The organism is Pseudomonas sp. NPDC089741, from assembly GCF_044748825.1.
In the GTDB taxonomy this organism is placed as follows: domain Bacteria; phylum Pseudomonadota; class Gammaproteobacteria; order Pseudomonadales; family Pseudomonadaceae; genus Aquipseudomonas; species Aquipseudomonas helmanticensis.
The window spans coordinates 1-15,898 of sequence record NZ_JBIVGT010000030.1 but is presented as its reverse complement, the minus strand read 5'-3'; the positions used below and the strand labels follow the sequence as shown (position 1 = coordinate 15,898).

The 15,898-nt window shown below is 59.6% G+C and carries 14 protein-coding genes; 4 read left to right on the top strand and 10 right to left on the bottom strand.

The genetic code is table 11. The annotated features are described in order from the left end of the window. The first annotated feature begins 77 nt into the window (after nt 1-77). Nucleotides 78-1,169 carry a calcium:proton antiporter gene (locus ACIPZE_RS22675; protein ID WP_400775399.1) on the top strand — a complete coding sequence of 364 codons (1,092 nt, stop codon included), beginning with the start codon at nt 78-80 and terminating at the stop codon, nt 1,167-1,169. Between the two features lie 118 nt (nt 1,170-1,287). Here ACIPZE_RS22675 and ACIPZE_RS22670 read toward each other — a convergent pair whose 3' ends face one another. The 3 genes from ACIPZE_RS22670 to ACIPZE_RS22660 form a co-directional block, all read right to left on the bottom strand. Beyond that, the gene (locus ACIPZE_RS22670) at nt 1,288-2,646 is read right to left on the bottom strand and encodes an 8-oxoguanine deaminase (RefSeq protein WP_212546367.1); all 1,359 of its coding nucleotides are present in this window, start codon (nt 2,644-2,646) and stop codon (nt 1,288-1,290) included. Nucleotides 2,647-2,948: 302 nt separating this feature from the next. Then, on the bottom strand, nt 2,949-3,635 hold the full coding sequence (locus ACIPZE_RS22665) for an SDR family oxidoreductase (protein WP_400775470.1): 687 nt from the start codon (nt 3,633-3,635) through the stop codon (nt 2,949-2,951). A gap of 22 nt (nt 3,636-3,657) precedes the next feature. Beyond that, a complete protein-coding gene (locus ACIPZE_RS22660; protein ID WP_150795725.1) occupies nt 3,658-4,008 on the bottom strand; it encodes a MerR family transcriptional regulator in 351 nt (116 codons plus the stop codon). Nucleotides 4,009-4,091: 83 nt separating this feature from the next. On the opposite strand from ACIPZE_RS22660, the gene ACIPZE_RS22655 reads away from it, so the two are divergent. Next, nucleotides 4,092-4,526 (top strand): hypothetical protein, encoded by a 435-nt coding sequence (locus tag ACIPZE_RS22655; protein ID WP_400775397.1) that lies wholly within the window; start codon nt 4,092-4,094, stop codon nt 4,524-4,526. Nucleotides 4,527-4,566: 40 nt separating this feature from the next. Here ACIPZE_RS22655 and ACIPZE_RS22650 read toward each other — a convergent pair whose 3' ends face one another. From ACIPZE_RS22650 to ACIPZE_RS22620, 7 genes are all read right to left on the bottom strand, one after another. Further along, complete coding sequence (locus ACIPZE_RS22650) at nt 4,567-5,493, bottom strand: ABC transporter permease (RefSeq protein ID WP_400775395.1); 927 nt, start codon at nt 5,491-5,493, stop codon at nt 4,567-4,569. After that, entirely contained in the window at nt 5,493-6,599 is a 1,107-nt protein-coding gene (locus tag ACIPZE_RS22645; protein WP_400775392.1) for an ABC transporter permease, read from the bottom strand. Before ACIPZE_RS22645 ends, ACIPZE_RS22650 begins: the two co-directional genes overlap by 1 nt. A 13-nt stretch (nt 6,600-6,612) precedes the next feature. After that, nucleotides 6,613-8,160 carry an ABC transporter ATP-binding protein gene (locus tag ACIPZE_RS22640; protein ID WP_400775390.1) on the bottom strand — a complete coding sequence of 516 codons (1,548 nt, stop codon included), beginning with the start codon at nt 8,158-8,160 and terminating at the stop codon, nt 6,613-6,615. Nucleotides 8,161-8,735: 575 nt separating this feature from the next. Then, nucleotides 8,736-9,317 (bottom strand): IMPACT family protein, encoded by a 582-nt coding sequence (locus ACIPZE_RS22635; RefSeq protein ID WP_400775388.1) that lies wholly within the window; start codon nt 9,315-9,317, stop codon nt 8,736-8,738. 7 nt (nt 9,318-9,324) lie between these two features. Then, nucleotides 9,325-9,975: a TetR/AcrR family transcriptional regulator gene (locus tag ACIPZE_RS22630; protein ID WP_400775385.1), complete on the bottom strand. Its 651-nt coding sequence runs from the start codon at nt 9,973-9,975 to the stop codon at nt 9,325-9,327. An 88-nt stretch (nt 9,976-10,063) separates the two neighbouring features. Further along, complete coding sequence (locus ACIPZE_RS22625; protein WP_400775382.1) at nt 10,064-11,452, bottom strand: uracil-xanthine permease family protein; 1,389 nt, start codon at nt 11,450-11,452, stop codon at nt 10,064-10,066. A 142-nt stretch (nt 11,453-11,594) separates the two neighbouring features. Continuing rightward, entirely contained in the window at nt 11,595-12,515 is a 921-nt protein-coding gene (locus ACIPZE_RS22620) for a LysR family transcriptional regulator (RefSeq protein ID WP_053116962.1), read from the bottom strand. A 138-nt stretch (nt 12,516-12,653) separates the two neighbouring features. Between ACIPZE_RS22620 and ACIPZE_RS22615 the strand changes: the two genes are divergently transcribed. Together ACIPZE_RS22615 and ACIPZE_RS22610 are read left to right on the top strand one after the other, a co-directional pair. Next, on the top strand, nt 12,654-14,003 hold the full coding sequence (locus tag ACIPZE_RS22615) for an aspartate aminotransferase family protein (RefSeq protein ID WP_283437805.1): 1,350 nt from the start codon (nt 12,654-12,656) through the stop codon (nt 14,001-14,003). Between the two features lie 77 nt (nt 14,004-14,080). Then, nucleotides 14,081-15,574: a CoA-acylating methylmalonate-semialdehyde dehydrogenase gene (locus ACIPZE_RS22610; protein WP_400775380.1), complete on the top strand. Its 1,494-nt coding sequence runs from the start codon at nt 14,081-14,083 to the stop codon at nt 15,572-15,574. The last annotated feature ends 324 nt before the right edge of the window (nt 15,575-15,898 follow it).

Sequence of the window (15,898 nt, the reverse complement as noted above, 5' to 3'; positions counted from 1 at the left end):
GCGCTAAGGTGTAACGAAACGTTAGCGCCGCCCCGCAGTCAGTAGCTCATTCGCACTCTTCGGCAAAAAGGCCCGCCATGCTCTCGATCCTCAAGCAAGAAAGCTTTCTGCTATTGGCCGTCATCGCCGCGTGCGTCGCCTATCCGCTGGAACACTGGCTGTTGCACAGTGGTCAGATCGTCGCGCTGGTCGGCGGTCTGGTCATCATCGTATTCATCGTCGCCGCCTCGATGCGCGTCGCCCATCAGGCCGAATTGCTCGCGGAAAAAGTCGGCGACCCCTACGGCACGATGATCCTGACCCTCGCTGCCGTCTTGGTCGAAGTGGTGATCCTGGCGATCATGATGAGCAACGAAGCCTCGCCGACGTTGGTGCGCGACACGATCTATTCCGCAGTGATGCTCGACATCAACGGCATCCTCGGCCTCGCCGCATTGATGGGCGGGATCAAGCACGGCGAGCAGTCCTACAACGACGATTCGGCACGCAGCTACAGCGTGATGATTCTCACCGCCATGGGCGTGTCGATGGTGGTGCCGGAATTTATTCCCGAGGCCAACTGGAAGATTTATTCGGCGTTCACCATCGGCGCGATGGTGGTGCTTTACGCGCTGTTTCTGCGCATGCAGGTCGGCCCGCACAGCTACTTTTTCAGCTACAGCTACCCGGACAAACGCCGCAAGAAAGAACCCGTCGAGGAGAAACCAAAACCGGTCAGCCTGGCGTTATCGATCGGCATTCTGGTGTTTGGCGTGGTGGTGATTGGCGCACTCGCCGAGGTGATGTCGAAGACCCTCGATCTGGGTCTGGAAGGCACGGGCGCACCGCCGGTGATCACGGCGATTCTGGTGGCGGCGATTTCCGCTGCGCCGGAGATTTTGACCGCGTTGCGCGCGGCGTTGGCCAACCGCATGCAGTCGGTGGTGAACATTGCGATGGGGGCGTCACTGTCGACGGTGATTCTGACGGTGCCGGTGATGGAGGCGATGGCGCTGTACACCGGCCAGCCGTTTCAGATGGCGATGACGCCGGTGCAGACGGTGATGATTTTCCTGACGTTGATCGTCAGTGCGATCAACCTGAATGACGGCGAGACCAATGCCATCGAAGGCATGACGCACTTTGTGCTGTTCGCGACGTTCATCATGTTGTCCCTGCTCGGCCTTTAAGCCCAGCCGAGCCCCCTGTAGGAGCTGCCGAAGGCTGCGATCTTTTGATCTTGCTTCTAGAAAAACAGATCAAAAGATCGCAGCCTTCGGCAGCTCCTACATGGGGATGATCCGGGGATCAGGTACCGGCGATCAGTTGGCGAGCCGCCTGGCTGTGATCGGCGATCAGGCCTTTGAGATCAAGGCCTTCAACCTGACCGTCAACCACGCGCCACTTGCCGCCAATCATCACCCGGTCCGCACGATCCGCGCCGCACAACAGCAGCGCCGAAATCGGATCATGGCTGCCGGAGAAGCGCAGCTCATCGAGCTTGAACAACGCCAGATCCGCCTGCTTGCCCACGGCAATCTCACCAATGTCGGTGCGGCCCAACAGGCTCGCCGAACCCTTGGTCGCCCAGCCCAGCACACGCTCCGGGGTGATCTTCTCGGCGCCGTAACGCAGACGCTGGATGTACAGCGCCTGACGCGCTTCGAGAATCATGTTCGACGCATCGTTGGACGCCGAACCGTCGACGCCCAGACCAAACAAGGCACCGGCATCGGTCAGGTCGATACTTGGGCAAATGCCGGAAGCCAGACGCATGTTCGAACTCGGGCAATGGCAGATACCGGTACCAGCCTCGCCGAGACGCGCGATTTCGTCCGGGTTGAAGTGAATACCGTGCGCCAGCCAGGTGCGCGGGCCGAGCCAGCCGACACTGTCCAGATAATCGACGGTGCGCAGGCCAAAACGCTGCAGGCAGAAGTCTTCTTCGTCGAGGGTTTCAGCCAGGTGAGTGTGCAGGCGCACGTCGAGCTTGTTCGCCAGTTCAGCACTGGCCGACATGATTTCCGGAGTCACCGAGAACGGCGAGCACGGCGCCAGCGCGATCTGGATCTGCGCGCCATCGCCGCGTTCGTGGTACTCGTGAATCAGGCGCTGACTGTCGTCGAGAATCACCTGACCTTCCTGCACGGTCTGCTGCGGCGGCAGGCCGCCGTCCTTCTCGCCGAGGCTCATCGAACCGCGGGTGAGCATGGCGCGCATGCCCAGTTCACGCACGGTTTCGACTTGTACGTCGATGGCGTTTTCCAGACCGTCCGGGAACAGGTAGTGATGGTCTGCAGCGGTGGTGCAGCCCGATAGCAGCAACTCGGCCAACGCGACTTTGGTGGCGAGCGCGAGTTTCTCAGGTGTCAGACGCGCCCACACCGGGTACAGGGTTTTCAGCCACGGGAACAACGGCTGATTGACCACCGGGGCCCAAGCGCGGGTGAGGGTTTGATAGAAGTGATGGTGGGTGTTGATCAGGCCCGGCAGGATCACATGTTCACGGGCATCGAACACTTCATTGCACGGCGCCGACGGCTGTTGGCCGGCAGCCAGCACTTCGACGATGACACCGTCTTGCACGACTAGACCGCCACGGGCATCGAGCTCGTTGGAGGTGAAAATAGCGAGGGGATTTTTTAACCAGGTACGGGTCGCGGGCATGTTGCCGGCTCCTCTGAAAATTGGGTTCAGGGTTGCCAGCTCAGTGATGCCCTGTCTGCTGATCCAGGGTCGCCGCAAGGGACGAGGTGCGCAGTTTCAAACAAAACGCCGCGTCGGGCAAGCCCAACCCGACCAGACAACACACAACCAAAATGCACAACCCAATGGCGATGTGATCCGACAACGCCCATTCCAACAAAATACGCAACCCTGTAGGAGCTGCCGAAGGCTGCGATCTTTTGATCTTGTTTTTTACAATCAAAAGATCGCAGCCTTCGGCAGCTCCTACAAGGGATCATCAATTACCAGGGAATGGTTTCACCCTTGTAGTTGATGAAGTGATGCCCGCCCTTGCCGGTGTACGCATTCACCTGATCAACCAGGCCACGGGTGCTGGTTTCCACATCCAGATCCGCACCTTCGCCGCCCATATCGGTCTTCACCCAACCCGGATGCAGCGACAACACCGTCATCTTCTGCTCACCCAACTGCGTGACAAAACTGTTGGTCATCGAGTTCAGCGCCGCCTTGCTGGCCTTGTACAGCGCCAGCTCCGGCGCGTCCGCCACTGTCACGCTGCCCAGTCCGGAACTCATGAATGCCAGCACGCCGCTGCCGTCACGAATCTGCCCGACAAAACGCTGGGCCAGATTGATCGGCGCCACCGCGTTGGTGAAAAACAGCTGACCGACTTCGGCCAATGTCGCGCCGCCCGGGGTCTGATCGGCCGGGCCTTTGACCCCGGCGTTGACGAACAGCAGATCAAACGTTTCGCCCTTGAGCAGCTGGCTCAGGGCGATCACCGCTTGCTGGTCGTCCATGTCGAGCTTCTCGATCCGCACCTTGCCCAGTGCTTGCAGCGCCTCGGCGTTTTGCGGATTGCGCACGGTGGCGGTGACCTGCCAGCCGTCGGCCAGCAGGGTTTTCACCAGACCGAGGCCCAGGCCCCGGGAGGCGCCGATGATCAGTGCGTTTTTTGCAGACATGATGGGCTTCCTTGATGAATGAGGATCATGGATTCAATGGACAGGCCTGACCGAGCCGAAGTTGCAACTCCTGACGCAGTACGTCGAGTTCGCGCATGCGGGTTTCGATCAGTTGCAGTTTGTCGCGCAGCAACTGCGCCACGGCGTTGTCCGGATCGGGCGCGTTCCACAATGCCGCGACGCTATCGCCGATCTCGCCGAGGGTAAATCCCAGACGCTGCGCCGTTTTGATATAGAGCACCAGTTGCACCATCTCCGGCGGATAGTCGCGATAACCGTTGGCACTGCGCTGCGCCGCGATCAATCCGCGCTGCTCATAGAAACGCAGGGTGTCACGGCTGACGGCGCTGGCCTGGGCTAATTCACCGATGCGCATAGTGGCTCTCAAAACAGCTGTTGACCCTGGAGCATACTCCAGGCTTTACCGTGGTTGCTCCCTGAATTTCTGGAGCATGGATGATGTGGACTTCAACGCAGTATCGCAACGTGGTGCGCGGCAGCGCCTGGTATGACCTGATCGTGACGGCAGCGTTTGCCACGCCATGGAGTTTTGCTTTTGTGCACGGGTTGTTGAGCGCACTGAACTTGCCGGGTGGGCTGCCGGCGTTTCAGCCTGTGCACATGTTGATGGCGAATCTGTTGGGGTCGGTGGTGTGTGTTTGGGCGGTGCTGCGGATTCGTGATCCGCAGGCGCTTTATGGACGGTATGACGCGGTGGCCCGGTTTTTGTTTGCGGCTTGGCAGGCGTATGCCTTGTTGCATGGCGCCAGTTCGATTCTGCTGGTTTTCCTGGTCTTCGAACTGGCGTGGGGCGTTGCTCAGGTGTTGCCTGTTCAAGAGCCATCGCGAGCAGGCTCACTCCTACAAGGGAACTGTGAACCCGATCCAATGTAGGAGTGAGCCTGCTCGCGATAGGGCCATTGAAATCACTACATCAATGCCCCGCCTGCCAAGGCTGCCCCAGCGAAACCGGCGCATACAACCGCGTACGCAGCGCATCGCGCGACAACAGCACCAGCACCACAATCGTCGCCACATACGGCAGCATCGCCAGCAGACTCGATGGGATCGCCAGCCCCAATCCCTGCGCCACCAGATGCAAAATGCTGGCGAGTCCAAACAGATATGCCCCAAGCAACAACCGCCACACCCGCCAACTGGCAAACACCACCAGCGCCAACGCGATCCAGCCGCGTCCAGCGGTCATGTTTTCCGCCCACATCGGCGTGTACGCCAGCGACAGATACGCCCCGGCCAACCCGGCCATCGCTCCGCCGAACAGCACCGCCAATGTGCGCACAGTCAACACCGGCAGCCCCATCGCACTGGCTGCATCCGGGTTCTCGCCCACCGCCTGAATGATCAACCCGACACGACTTTTGACGATCACCCACGCCACCAGCGCAAACAGCGCGAACGACAGATACACCAGCAGATCCTGAGCAAACAGCATCCGCCCGATCATTGGAATCTCACTCAGATAAGGAATCGCCACCGGCTCAAAACCCGTCAACGGTTTCCCCACCCAAGCCGCGCCGACAAAGGTCGACAGGCCGACACCAAAAATCGTCAGGGCCAGTCCGGTCGCGACCTGATTGGCGTTGAACACCAGCGCCACCAAGGCAAACAGCGACGACAACAACATCCCGGCGAGCATCGCCAGCAACACGCCAAGCCAGAGGTTGCCGCTGTTGAACGCAACGATAAAACCGATCACCGCGCCAAACAGCATCATCCCTTCCTGCCCGAGGTTGAGCACGCCGCTCTTCTCGCAGATCAGTTCACCCAGCGCCACCAGCAACAACGGCGTGCCGCAACGCACCATGGCGTAGAAAATATTGCTCAACAGATCGATATCCATCACAGCGCTCCGGCGGTTACGGCGGTAGTCGAAGTACGCTTCACCCACCGCAAATTCAGGCGTGGCCGATAGAGGATCAGCACGTCACAGGCGAGCAGGAAAAACAGCATCATTCCCTGGAATAACTGGGTGATCGCCTGCGGCAGATTCAGGGTCATTTGTGCACTTTCGCCGCCGATGTACAGCAGCGCCATCAGCAGGCTAGAAAACAGAATCCCGATCGGATTGAGTCGCCCAAGAAACGCCACGGTGATCGCCGCATAGCCGTAACCCGGCGAAACCTGCGGCACCAATTGACCGATCGGCCCGGTCACTTCGCAGACACCCGCAAGCCCCGCCAAGCCGCCGCTGATCAATAGCGCCAGCCAGATCAAACGCTTCTCGCGAAAGCCGACAAACCCCGCCGCACGCTTGTTCAGCCCGAGCACTTTGATCTGGAAACCGACAAAGCTTTTTTGCAGCAACACCCACACAGCGACCAGTGCGAGCAGGGCGAAATACACCCCGGCATGCACGCGGCCATCCTCCATCAACAACGGCAAACGGCTGGCATCGCCGAACATCGCCGACTCGGGAAAGTTGAAGCCGGCCGGATCCTTCAGCGGCCCGTGCACGCAGAACAGCAGCAGGTTCAGGGCGATGTAATTGAGCATGATGCTGGTGAGGATTTCGTTGGCGTTGAAGCGCGTACGCAACCACGCCGTCAGCCCGGCCCACGCCGCGCCGGCGAGGGTGCCGGTGAGCAGAATCAACACCAGCGCCCAACGGCTGTGCATGTCGATGATGTTCACCGCCAGGGCACTGCCGGCGAGCGCGCCGAGGAGCAATTGACCTTCGGCGCCGATGTTCCAGATTCGCGCCTGATACGCCACGGCTAAGCCCAGCGCGCAAAGCAGAATCGGCAACGCCTTGACCAGTAATTCGGAGACGCCATACAAATCGCTGACCGGCGCGATCAGCAGCGTATGCAAGGTTTGCAGCGGGTCATGCCCGAGGGCGATAAACAACAGCGAGCCGCAGCCAAGCGTCAGTACCGCCGCCAATAACGGCGAGCACCACAGCATCAGGCGCGATTGCTGGCCACGGGGTTCGAGGGAAAGCAGCATGTTTGAAACTCCGTTAAACCGTGGCGGCAAAAGGTGGGTTGTCGAACTGACCGGCCATCCAGCCGCCGACGTCGCTGAGCTGCGTATCGGTGGTGTTGTGCAGCGCTGACAGGCGTCCACCACACAATGCGCCGAGGCGGTCGCTGATCTGGAACAGTTCGTCGAGGTCTTCGGAAATCACCAGAATCGCCGCGCCGGCATCGCGCAACGCGATCAGCGCACGGTGGATGGTCGCGGCGGCGCCGACGTCGACGCCCCAGGTCGGGTGCGCGGCGATCAACAGTTTCGGTTGCTGAAGGATTTCCCGGCCGAGGATGAATTTCTGCAGGTTGCCACCGGACAGGCTGCGCGCGGCGGTTTGCGTACCCGGGGTTTTCACGCCGAAGCGCTGAATGATCTGACAGGCGAGGGCTTCGACTTTGCCGCGCTCGATCAAGCCGTGGCTGACCAAGCCTTGTTGGAAAGCAGTCAGCAGCGCGTTGTCCGCCAGACTCAGTTCCGGCACCGCGCCATGACCGAGGCGCTCGGCGGGGACAAACGCCAGGCCCAGTTTGCGTCGCGCATCCGGGCGCAGATCGGCGACGTGTTGCTCGGCGAATCGAATGGTTGCCGCTTCCGCCCGGGGCAGGGTTTGCTCGCCGCTGAGCAGCGCGAGCAGCTCATCCTGACCATTGCCCGCGACCCCGGCAATGCCGACGATTTCACCGCTGCGCACCTGCACATTGAGGTCAGTCAGTGAGCAGCCGAACGGATCCGGATTGTGCCAGCTCAATCCCGTTACCTGCAAAAACGCCGCGCCGCCGCTGACCTTCGGATAGTCGCCAATCAACGTCGCCGCTTCGCCGACCATCATCTGCGCCAACTGCTGATCCGAGCACTCGGCCGGCAGGCAATGTCCAGCCACCCGTCCTCCGCGCAGAACCGTCGCGCTATGACACAACGCCCGAACCTCGCCGAGCTTGTGGCTGATGAACAAAATACTGCAGCCCTCGGCGGCGAGGCGGCGCAGGGTGATGAACAATTCGTCGGCCTCCTGCGGTGTCAGCACCGAAGTTGGCTCATCGAGGATCAGCAGGCGAATGTCCTGCATCAGGCAGCGAATGATTTCGACCCGTTGCCGCTCGCCGATCGACAGGCTGTGGACAAGTCGCTCCGGCTCCAGCGCCATGCCATAACGGCGCGACACCTCACGAATCTTCGGCTCCAGTTGTTTCGGTGTGCCGGCCGCTGCGCCCATCGCCAGCGCAATGTTCTGCGCGACGCTGAGGGTTTCGAACAGCGAGAAATGCTGGAATACCATGCCGATGCCCAACTGCCGCGCCTGCGCCGGATTACGAATGTTGACTCGCTGGCCGTGCCAAAGCGTTTCCCCTGCATCGGCCTGGGTCACGCCGTAGATGATCTTCATCAAGGTACTTTTGCCCGCGCCGTTTTCACCGAGCAGGGCGTGGATTTCTCCGGGCGCGATGCTCAGGTCGATGGCGTCGTTGGCCAGACAACCGGGGTAGCGTTTGCTGATCTGGCGCAGTTGCAGGCGCGGGATAGGAGGAGCGATGGGCATGACAGGCTCGACTTGCTTGGAGTTGTGCCTGTGGATAAAGCAATTTCCTGGCCATTGAGTCAGGAACCAGCACGCACGGCGCTTGCGAGCGCTTGGTGCAGAGCATCGGCGTGCGTTTCACCTGCAACCATGGCACCAAATCAGCGCAAAGCCGTTGATCGGGCTCCAGTTTTGCCCGTGATTAGCTGATCAAAAAACGAGCAACTGCGTGGGGGCTAGGCAGCACCTGCGACTGAGCCGGTCATGAACGGGTTATCCACAGGTTGCTCCACAGTTTTTGTGCGCAAGCCGCAAGCACGGGCATAAGCACCGCGGTGCTTTCTTCCAATGGTGATAAACGGATCTAACTGATTGTTTCTGCGTGATATTTTCAGTTCGTCGGGTGAATTGAACGAAAAGTGAACAAACCGCGCAAAGCCACGTGACAGAAGGGTTACAGCGGAATGTACTCAGGTTATCCACAGTCGGGTGCACAGCAGATGTGGGCAAGTCTATGGAATAAGAAATTTCGCAGTCGCCCCAAAAGATCGCAGCCCTGTAGGAGTTGCCGAACGCTGCGATCGTTGGACCTTGCTTCACCGCTGCAACAAAATCCGCCCCCGACTCAAATCCGCCAACTGCCCCTGCAACACCGCAATCTGCGCCTCACCCACCGCCAACTTCAACTCAACGCCATTCGCCGTAAAACTCTCCTCCACAACCAACCCACCCAGATCCGCCACCCGCAACTTCACCAACGCCAACTCGGCAAACCCGCAAGCGCAACTCACCGGCACCCGGCTGATCAACTCAACCTTCGCCGCCGTTTGCAAACACTTGTTCGCCCCACCGCCATACGCGCGGGCCAACCCGCCGGTGCCCAGTTGAATCCCGCCGTACCAACGAATCACCAGCACCGCGACCTGATCACAATCCTGCGCTTCAATCGCCGCCAGAATCGGTCGCCCGGCCGTGCCGCCCGGTTCGCCGTCGTCATTGCTGCGGTATTGATCGCCGAGTTTCCACGCCCAGCAATTGTGCGAAGCGTTGAAGTCGCTGTGCTGTTCGAAGAACGCCTGCGCCTCGGCAGGGCTGCCGATCGGCGTGGCGAAGGTGATAAAGCGGCTTTTGCGAATTTCTTCGCGGAACTCGCAAAAACCGCTGAGGGAGAAAGGCATAAATGTCTTATAGAGGAGGAGTGAGGCCGCAGCCTTTAAGAATAATGCGGATCAGGTTGTTGCCGGCGTCTTCCATATCCTGTTTGGTCAACTTGCTGCGACCGCTGACACGACAGATCTGCGTGGCGAAGTCGGCGTAATGCTGGGTGCTGCCCCACAACAGGAAGATCAGGTGCACGGGATCGACCGCGTCCATTTTGCCCGCATCGATCCACGCTTGAAACACTGCCGCGCGGCCGGTGAACCAGGCGCGGTAATCCTGATTGAAATATTCGCTCAGGCATTCGCCGCCGCTGATCACTTCCATCGCGAAGATCCGCGAGGCTTGCGGCTGACGACGGGAGAATTCCATCTTGGCGCGGATGTAGCGGGTCAGCGCTTCGGCCGGATCGTCCTCGGCAGTGAGTGTGTTGAAGGTGCTGTCCCACAGCTCGATGATGTTGCTCAGCACCGCCACGTACAAACCGAGTTTGTTGGTGAAGTAGTAATGCAGGTTCGCCTTGGGCAACCCGGCATTCTGCGCGATGGTGTTCATGCTGGTGCCTTTGTACCCGTGGCGGGCGAACTCGTCTTCGGCAGCTTTGAGGATGGTCTCTTCGTTCTTTTGACGAATGCGGCTGGCGGGTTTGCCGCCATGGGCTGGGACTTCAAAGGTCATAGGCACTTCCGGGTTTGTCTGTGGGTGCAACCAGTTGCGTTGATAGCGCACCCACAGGCATCCGACAAGTCCTGAAACGATAAAACCGTTACGCCTGTTCGATCTTGTTCAGCGCCGCGTGCACTTCAGCGTTCTCGGTTTTCGACTCCGGCAGCAACAGGCAGAGGACGATTGCCGTCAGACCGCCGCTGGTGATCGCCGAGTCGAACAGGTTCTGCACCAGTTTCGGCAGCAAGTGCAGCAGGGTCGGTTGCGCGGCGATGCCCAGGCCGACACCGAACGAAGTGGCGATGATCAACATGCTGCGGCGATCCAGCGGCGACTGCGCGAGGATGCGTACGCCGGCAGCAGCCACCGCGCCGAACATCACCAGGGTGGCGCCGCCGAGCACCGGTTTTGGAATCTGTTGCAACACCGCGCCAATCGTTGGAAACAGGCCGAGACAAAACAGGATCGCGCCGATGTACAAACCGACGTAGCGGCTGGCAACGCCGGTCAACTGGATTACACCGTTGTTCTGCGCGAATGTGGTGTTGGGGAAGGCGCTGAAAGTCGCGGCGATCATGCAGCTCACGCCATCGCCGAGTACGCCACCGCGCAGGCGGCTTATATAAGAAGGGCCGCTGATTGGCTGGCGGGCGAGCATGCAGTTGGCGGTGAGGTCGCCGACGGTTTCGATGGTGCTGATCAAGTAAATCAGCGCGACGGGCAGGAATGCCGTCCAGTCGAAGCTGAATCCGAACTTGAACGGCGTAGGAAAACTCACCAGCGGCAAGTCAGGCAATGGCTGTGGCAGCAGTTTCCCACTGAACCACGCCGCCAGGCTGCCCAGCAGCAAACCGATGATGATCGCCGACAAACGCACCCACGGCGTGTTCGAACGGTTGAGCAGAATGATCGTCAGCAACACGAATACACCGAGCGCCAGATTGCCCGGCGCACCGAAGTCCGGTGCATTGAAACCGCCACCGAGATCAGTGATGCCGACCTTGATCAGACTGATGCCGATCAGGGTGATGACGATCCCGGTCACCAGCGGCGTGATGACTCTGCGCAATTGACCGATGAAACGGCTGAGGACGATCTGCACCATTGCGCCGAAGAAACACACACCGAAGATCATTGCGAGAATGTCTTCCGGGCTGCCGCCACGTTGCTTGACCAGAAACCCGGCCGACAGCACCGCGCCCAGGAAGGCGAAACTGGTGCCTTGCAGACAGATCATCCCGGCGCCAATGCCGAACGGCCGCCGCGCCTGAATAAACGTGCCGACGCCCGAAACCATCAAGGCCATGCTGATCAGATACGGTAAGTACGCGGTCAGCCCCAGCGCCGAACCAATCACCAGCGGCGGGGTGATGATGCCGACGAAACTGGCAAGCACGTGTTGCAGCGCCGCGAGCGTCGCGGCGAGTGGTTTGGGCCGGTCGTTGAGGCCGTAGATCAGATCACTGGACGGTGCGGAATCTGGCTGCATGGCTAAAGGCTTCTTATCAAAGGAACGAAGTAATTCCCCCTCTGCAAAAACCTGTCCACTTGCTCAACTTATCCCCCTGCAGGAGCTGCCGAAGGCCGCGATCCCTTGTTCTTGCTGTACTTCACCAACGTCGCATCCCTCATCAACGCGTCGCCGCCAGACTCTCCAAAAAGCTCTCCAGCACCAAATGAGGGCGCCGCCCCTTGCGCGTGACCGATGCCAGACTTAAATCGTAAAACCGCGTTCCTGCTTTTAAAGCACGCAACCGCCCCTGCTGCACCCAAAGACTGGCGTAATGATCCGGCAGATAACCAATGTAACGCCCTGTCAAAATCAAAAACGCCATGCCCTCACGGTCAGAAGCACTGGCCGTGCAATTGAGCGCCTGGTAATGCGCCTGAATATCCGCCGGCAAACGAAACGTCGGCGCAATCGCGTCCTGACTGTTCAGGCGCTCGTCATCCAGTTGCTTGTCATCGACATAAAACAACGGATGACCGACCGCGCAATAAAGCAGCGAACGTTCGCTATACAGCGGCTGATACTCCAGGCCCGACAAAGCACTGGCCTGCGGTACCACGCCGACATGCAAACGCCCATCGAGCACGCCTTGCTCGACTTCATTGGGCGCAATCATGCGGATCTGGATCTGCACATCCGGCCCGCGTTCCTTCAACTGCGCGAGGGCGTGGGTGATGCGCATGTGGGGGAGGGTGACGAGGTTGTCGGTCAAGCCGATGATCAACTCCCCGCGCAAATGCTGGTGCAGGCCGTTGACCTCGGTGCGGAAGCTTTCCAGCGCACTTAATAGTTGCAGCGCCGATTGATACACCTCGCGACCTTCTTCCGTCAGCGAAAACCCGGCGCGGCCGCGCTGACACAAACGTAAACCGAGACGCTGCTCCAGATCGCTCATCTGCTGACTGATCGCCGAACGACCGATGCCGAGCACGGTTTCCGCTGCCGAGAAGCCGCCACACTCGACCACACTGCGGAAAATCCGCAGCAGGCGAATATCAAAATCACTGACCTGGGCCAGCGGATCGGGGCGGCGGCTGCTCATCTTATTGTTCTCATTGTTTAGCGGAGTTCTAACTGAAGGTTAGAAGAGTTGAATTTCACCGACTTTATCGCCGTGGCAATTTAGCTGCAACAACGCTTTTTATCTCCCTGATGCTTATGCCCTGCGAGGTTTTGCCCGATGAACATGCCTGAAAACGCTCAGTCGCCACTGGCCAGCCAACTGAAGCTGGACGCGCACTGGATGCCGTACACCGCCAACCGTAACTTCCAGCGCGATCCGCGTCTGATCGTTGGCGCCGAAGGCAGTTGGCTGATCGACGACAAGGGCCGCAAGGTATATGACTCGCTGTCCGGTCTGTGGACTTGCGGCGCTGGCCACACCCGCAAGGAAATTCAGGAAGCGGTCTCCAAGCAGTTGGGCACCCTCGATTACTCGCCGGGCTTCCAGTACGGCCACCCGTTGTCGTTCCAGCTGGCCGAGAAGATCACCGAGCTGACCCCGGGCAACCTCAACCACGTGTTCTTCACTGACTCGGGTTCCGAGTGCGCCGACACCGCGGTGAAAATGGTCCGTGCCTACTGGCGCCTGAAAGGTCAGGCGACCAAAACCAAAATGATCGGCCGTGCCCGTGGTTATCACGGCGTGAACATCGCCGGCACCAGCCTCGGCGGCGTCAATGGCAACCGCAAGCTGTTCGGTCAGTCGATGATGGACGTCGATCACCTGCCGCACACGCTGCTGGCGAGCAATGCGTTCTCCCGTGGCATGCCGGAGCAGGGCGGTATCGCTTTGGCCGATGAGCTGTTGAAGCTGATCGAGTTGCACGATGCTTCGAACATCGCCGCGGTATTCGTTGAGCCTATGGCTGGTTCCGCTGGCGTATTGGTTCCGCCGCAGGGTTACCTGAAGCGCCTGCGCGAAATCTGCGATCAGCACAACATCCTGCTGGTGTTCGACGAAGTGATCACTGGTTTCGGTCGTACCGGCAATATGTTCGGCGCCGACACCTTTGGCGTCACACCGGACCTGATGTGTATCGCCAAGCAAGTCACCAACGGCGCGATCCCGATGGGCGCGGTGATTGCCAGCTCCGAGATCTATCAGACCTTCATGAATCAGCCGACCCCGGAGTACGCCGTGGAATTCCCGCACGGCTACACCTACTCGGCGCACCCGGTGGCTTGCGCCGCTGGCCTGGCAGCACTCGACCTGCTGCAAAAAGAAAACCTGGTGCAGAGCGTCGCTGAAGTCGCGCCGCATTTCGAAAACGCGCTGCATGGTCTGAAAGGCTCCAAGCACGTCATCGACATCCGTAACTTCGGCCTGGCCGGTGCGATCCAGATTGCCGGTCGTGACGGCGACGCCATCGTGCGTCCGTTCGAAGCGGGCATGGCCCTTTGGAAAGCCGGGTTCTACGTACGTTTCGGCGGCGACACCCTGCAGTTCGGCCCAACCTTCAACAGCAAGCCGCAAGACCTCGATCGTCTGTTCGACGCGGTCGGCGAAGTGCTGAACAAGCTCGACTGATTTTTCCTTCTATATATACCTACAAAAACGGGCACTCCTTGACCGGGTGCCCGTGGACAAGAATTCAGGAGTTTTCGATGAGTGTTATCCCGCATTTGATCAATGGCGAACTGGTGACCGAGACCGGTCGCGCGGTTGATGTGTTCAACCCGTCTACCGGTCAGGCTATCCACAAGCTGCCATTGGCCACCCGCGAAACCATCCAGAAAGCCATCGATGCCGCCAAGGCTGCGTTCCCGGCCTGGCGCAATACGCCACCGGCCAAACGTGCCCAGGTGATGTTCCGCTTCAAGCAACTGCTCGAGCAGAACGAAGCGCGGATCTCGCAACTGATCAGCGAAGAACACGGCAAGACTCTGGAAGACGCTGCCGGTGAATTGAAGCGCGGCATCGAGAACGTCGAGTTCGCTTGCGCCGCGCCGGAAATCCTCAAGGGTGAGTACAGCCGCAACGTCGGGCCGAACATCGACGCATGGTCGGACTTCCAGCCGCTGGGCATCGTCGCCGGTATCACCCCGTTCAACTTCCCGGCCATGGTGCCGCTGTGGATGTACCCACTGGCGATTGTCTGCGGCAACTGCTTCATCCTCAAGCCATCCGAGCGTGATCCAAGCTCGACACTGCTGATCGCTCAGCTGCTGTTGGAAGCCGGCCTGCCGAAAGGTGTGATGAGCGTGGTCCACGGTGACAAGACTGCGGTGGACGCGTTGATCGAAGCGCCGGAAGTCAAAGCGTTGAGCTTCGTTGGCTCGACGCCGATTGCCGAATACATCTACGCCGAAGGTACCAAGCGCGGTAAACGCGTTCAGGCACTGGGCGGCGCGAAGAACCACGCGGTGCTGATGCCGGATGCCGATCTTGACAACGCAGTCAGTGCACTGATGGGCGCGGCGTACGGTTCGTGCGGCGAGCGTTGCATGGCGATCTCGGTTGCCGTGTGTGTGGGTGACCAGGTGGCGGATGCGCTGGTAGCGAAACTGGTTCCACAGATTCAGGCGCTGAAAATCGGTGCTGGCACTTCGTGCGGTCTGGACATGGGCCCACTGGTAACCGGTCAGGCGCGCGACAAGGTCAGCGGCTACGTTGATGACGGCGTGGCGGCGGGCGCGACCCTGGTGGTCGACGGTCGTGGTTTCAGCGTGGCCGGTCATGAAGAAGGCTTCTTCCTCGGTGGCTGCCTGTTCGACAACGTCACCCCAGAGATGCGCATCTATAAAGAAGAGATCTTCGGGCCGGTACTGTGCATTGTTCGCGTCAACAGCCTGGAAGAGGCGATGCAGCTGATCAACGATCACGAATACGGCAACGGCACCTGCATCTTTACCCGTGACGGTGAAGCGGCGCGTCTGTTCTGCGACGAGATCGAGGTTGGTATGGTTGGCGTTAACGTGCCGCTGCCGGTACCGGTGGCTTACCACAGCTTCGGCGGCTGGAAGCGTTCGCTGTTTGGTGACCTGCACGCTTATGGTCCGGACGGCGTGCGCTTCTATACCCGTCGCAAGGCAATCACTCAGCGTTGGCCGCAACGTGCCAGCCATGAGGCTTCGCAGTTCGCCTTCCCTAGCTTATAAGTAGAAGGGCAGTGCAACGAAGGCCGACCCCTTGGGTCGGCCTTCGTGTTTTCGGGGTTTTTTGACCGATGTGACAGAATTATGAAAATAGGGGTTGACGGCAGATTCTGGATGTCTATAATTCGCCCCACTTCCGGCGCAGTCGAAACGGAAAACTCCTTGAGATTCAATGAGTTATGTAGGTTTCGGCAGCAGGTTGCTTCAGTTTATCGAAGCCAGAAAGGAAGTTGAAAAAGAGGTGTTGACAGCAGCGTGTAACGCTGTAGAATTCGCCTCCCGCTGACGAGAGATCGGAAGCGCAAGTGGTTGAAGTTGTTGAAGAAT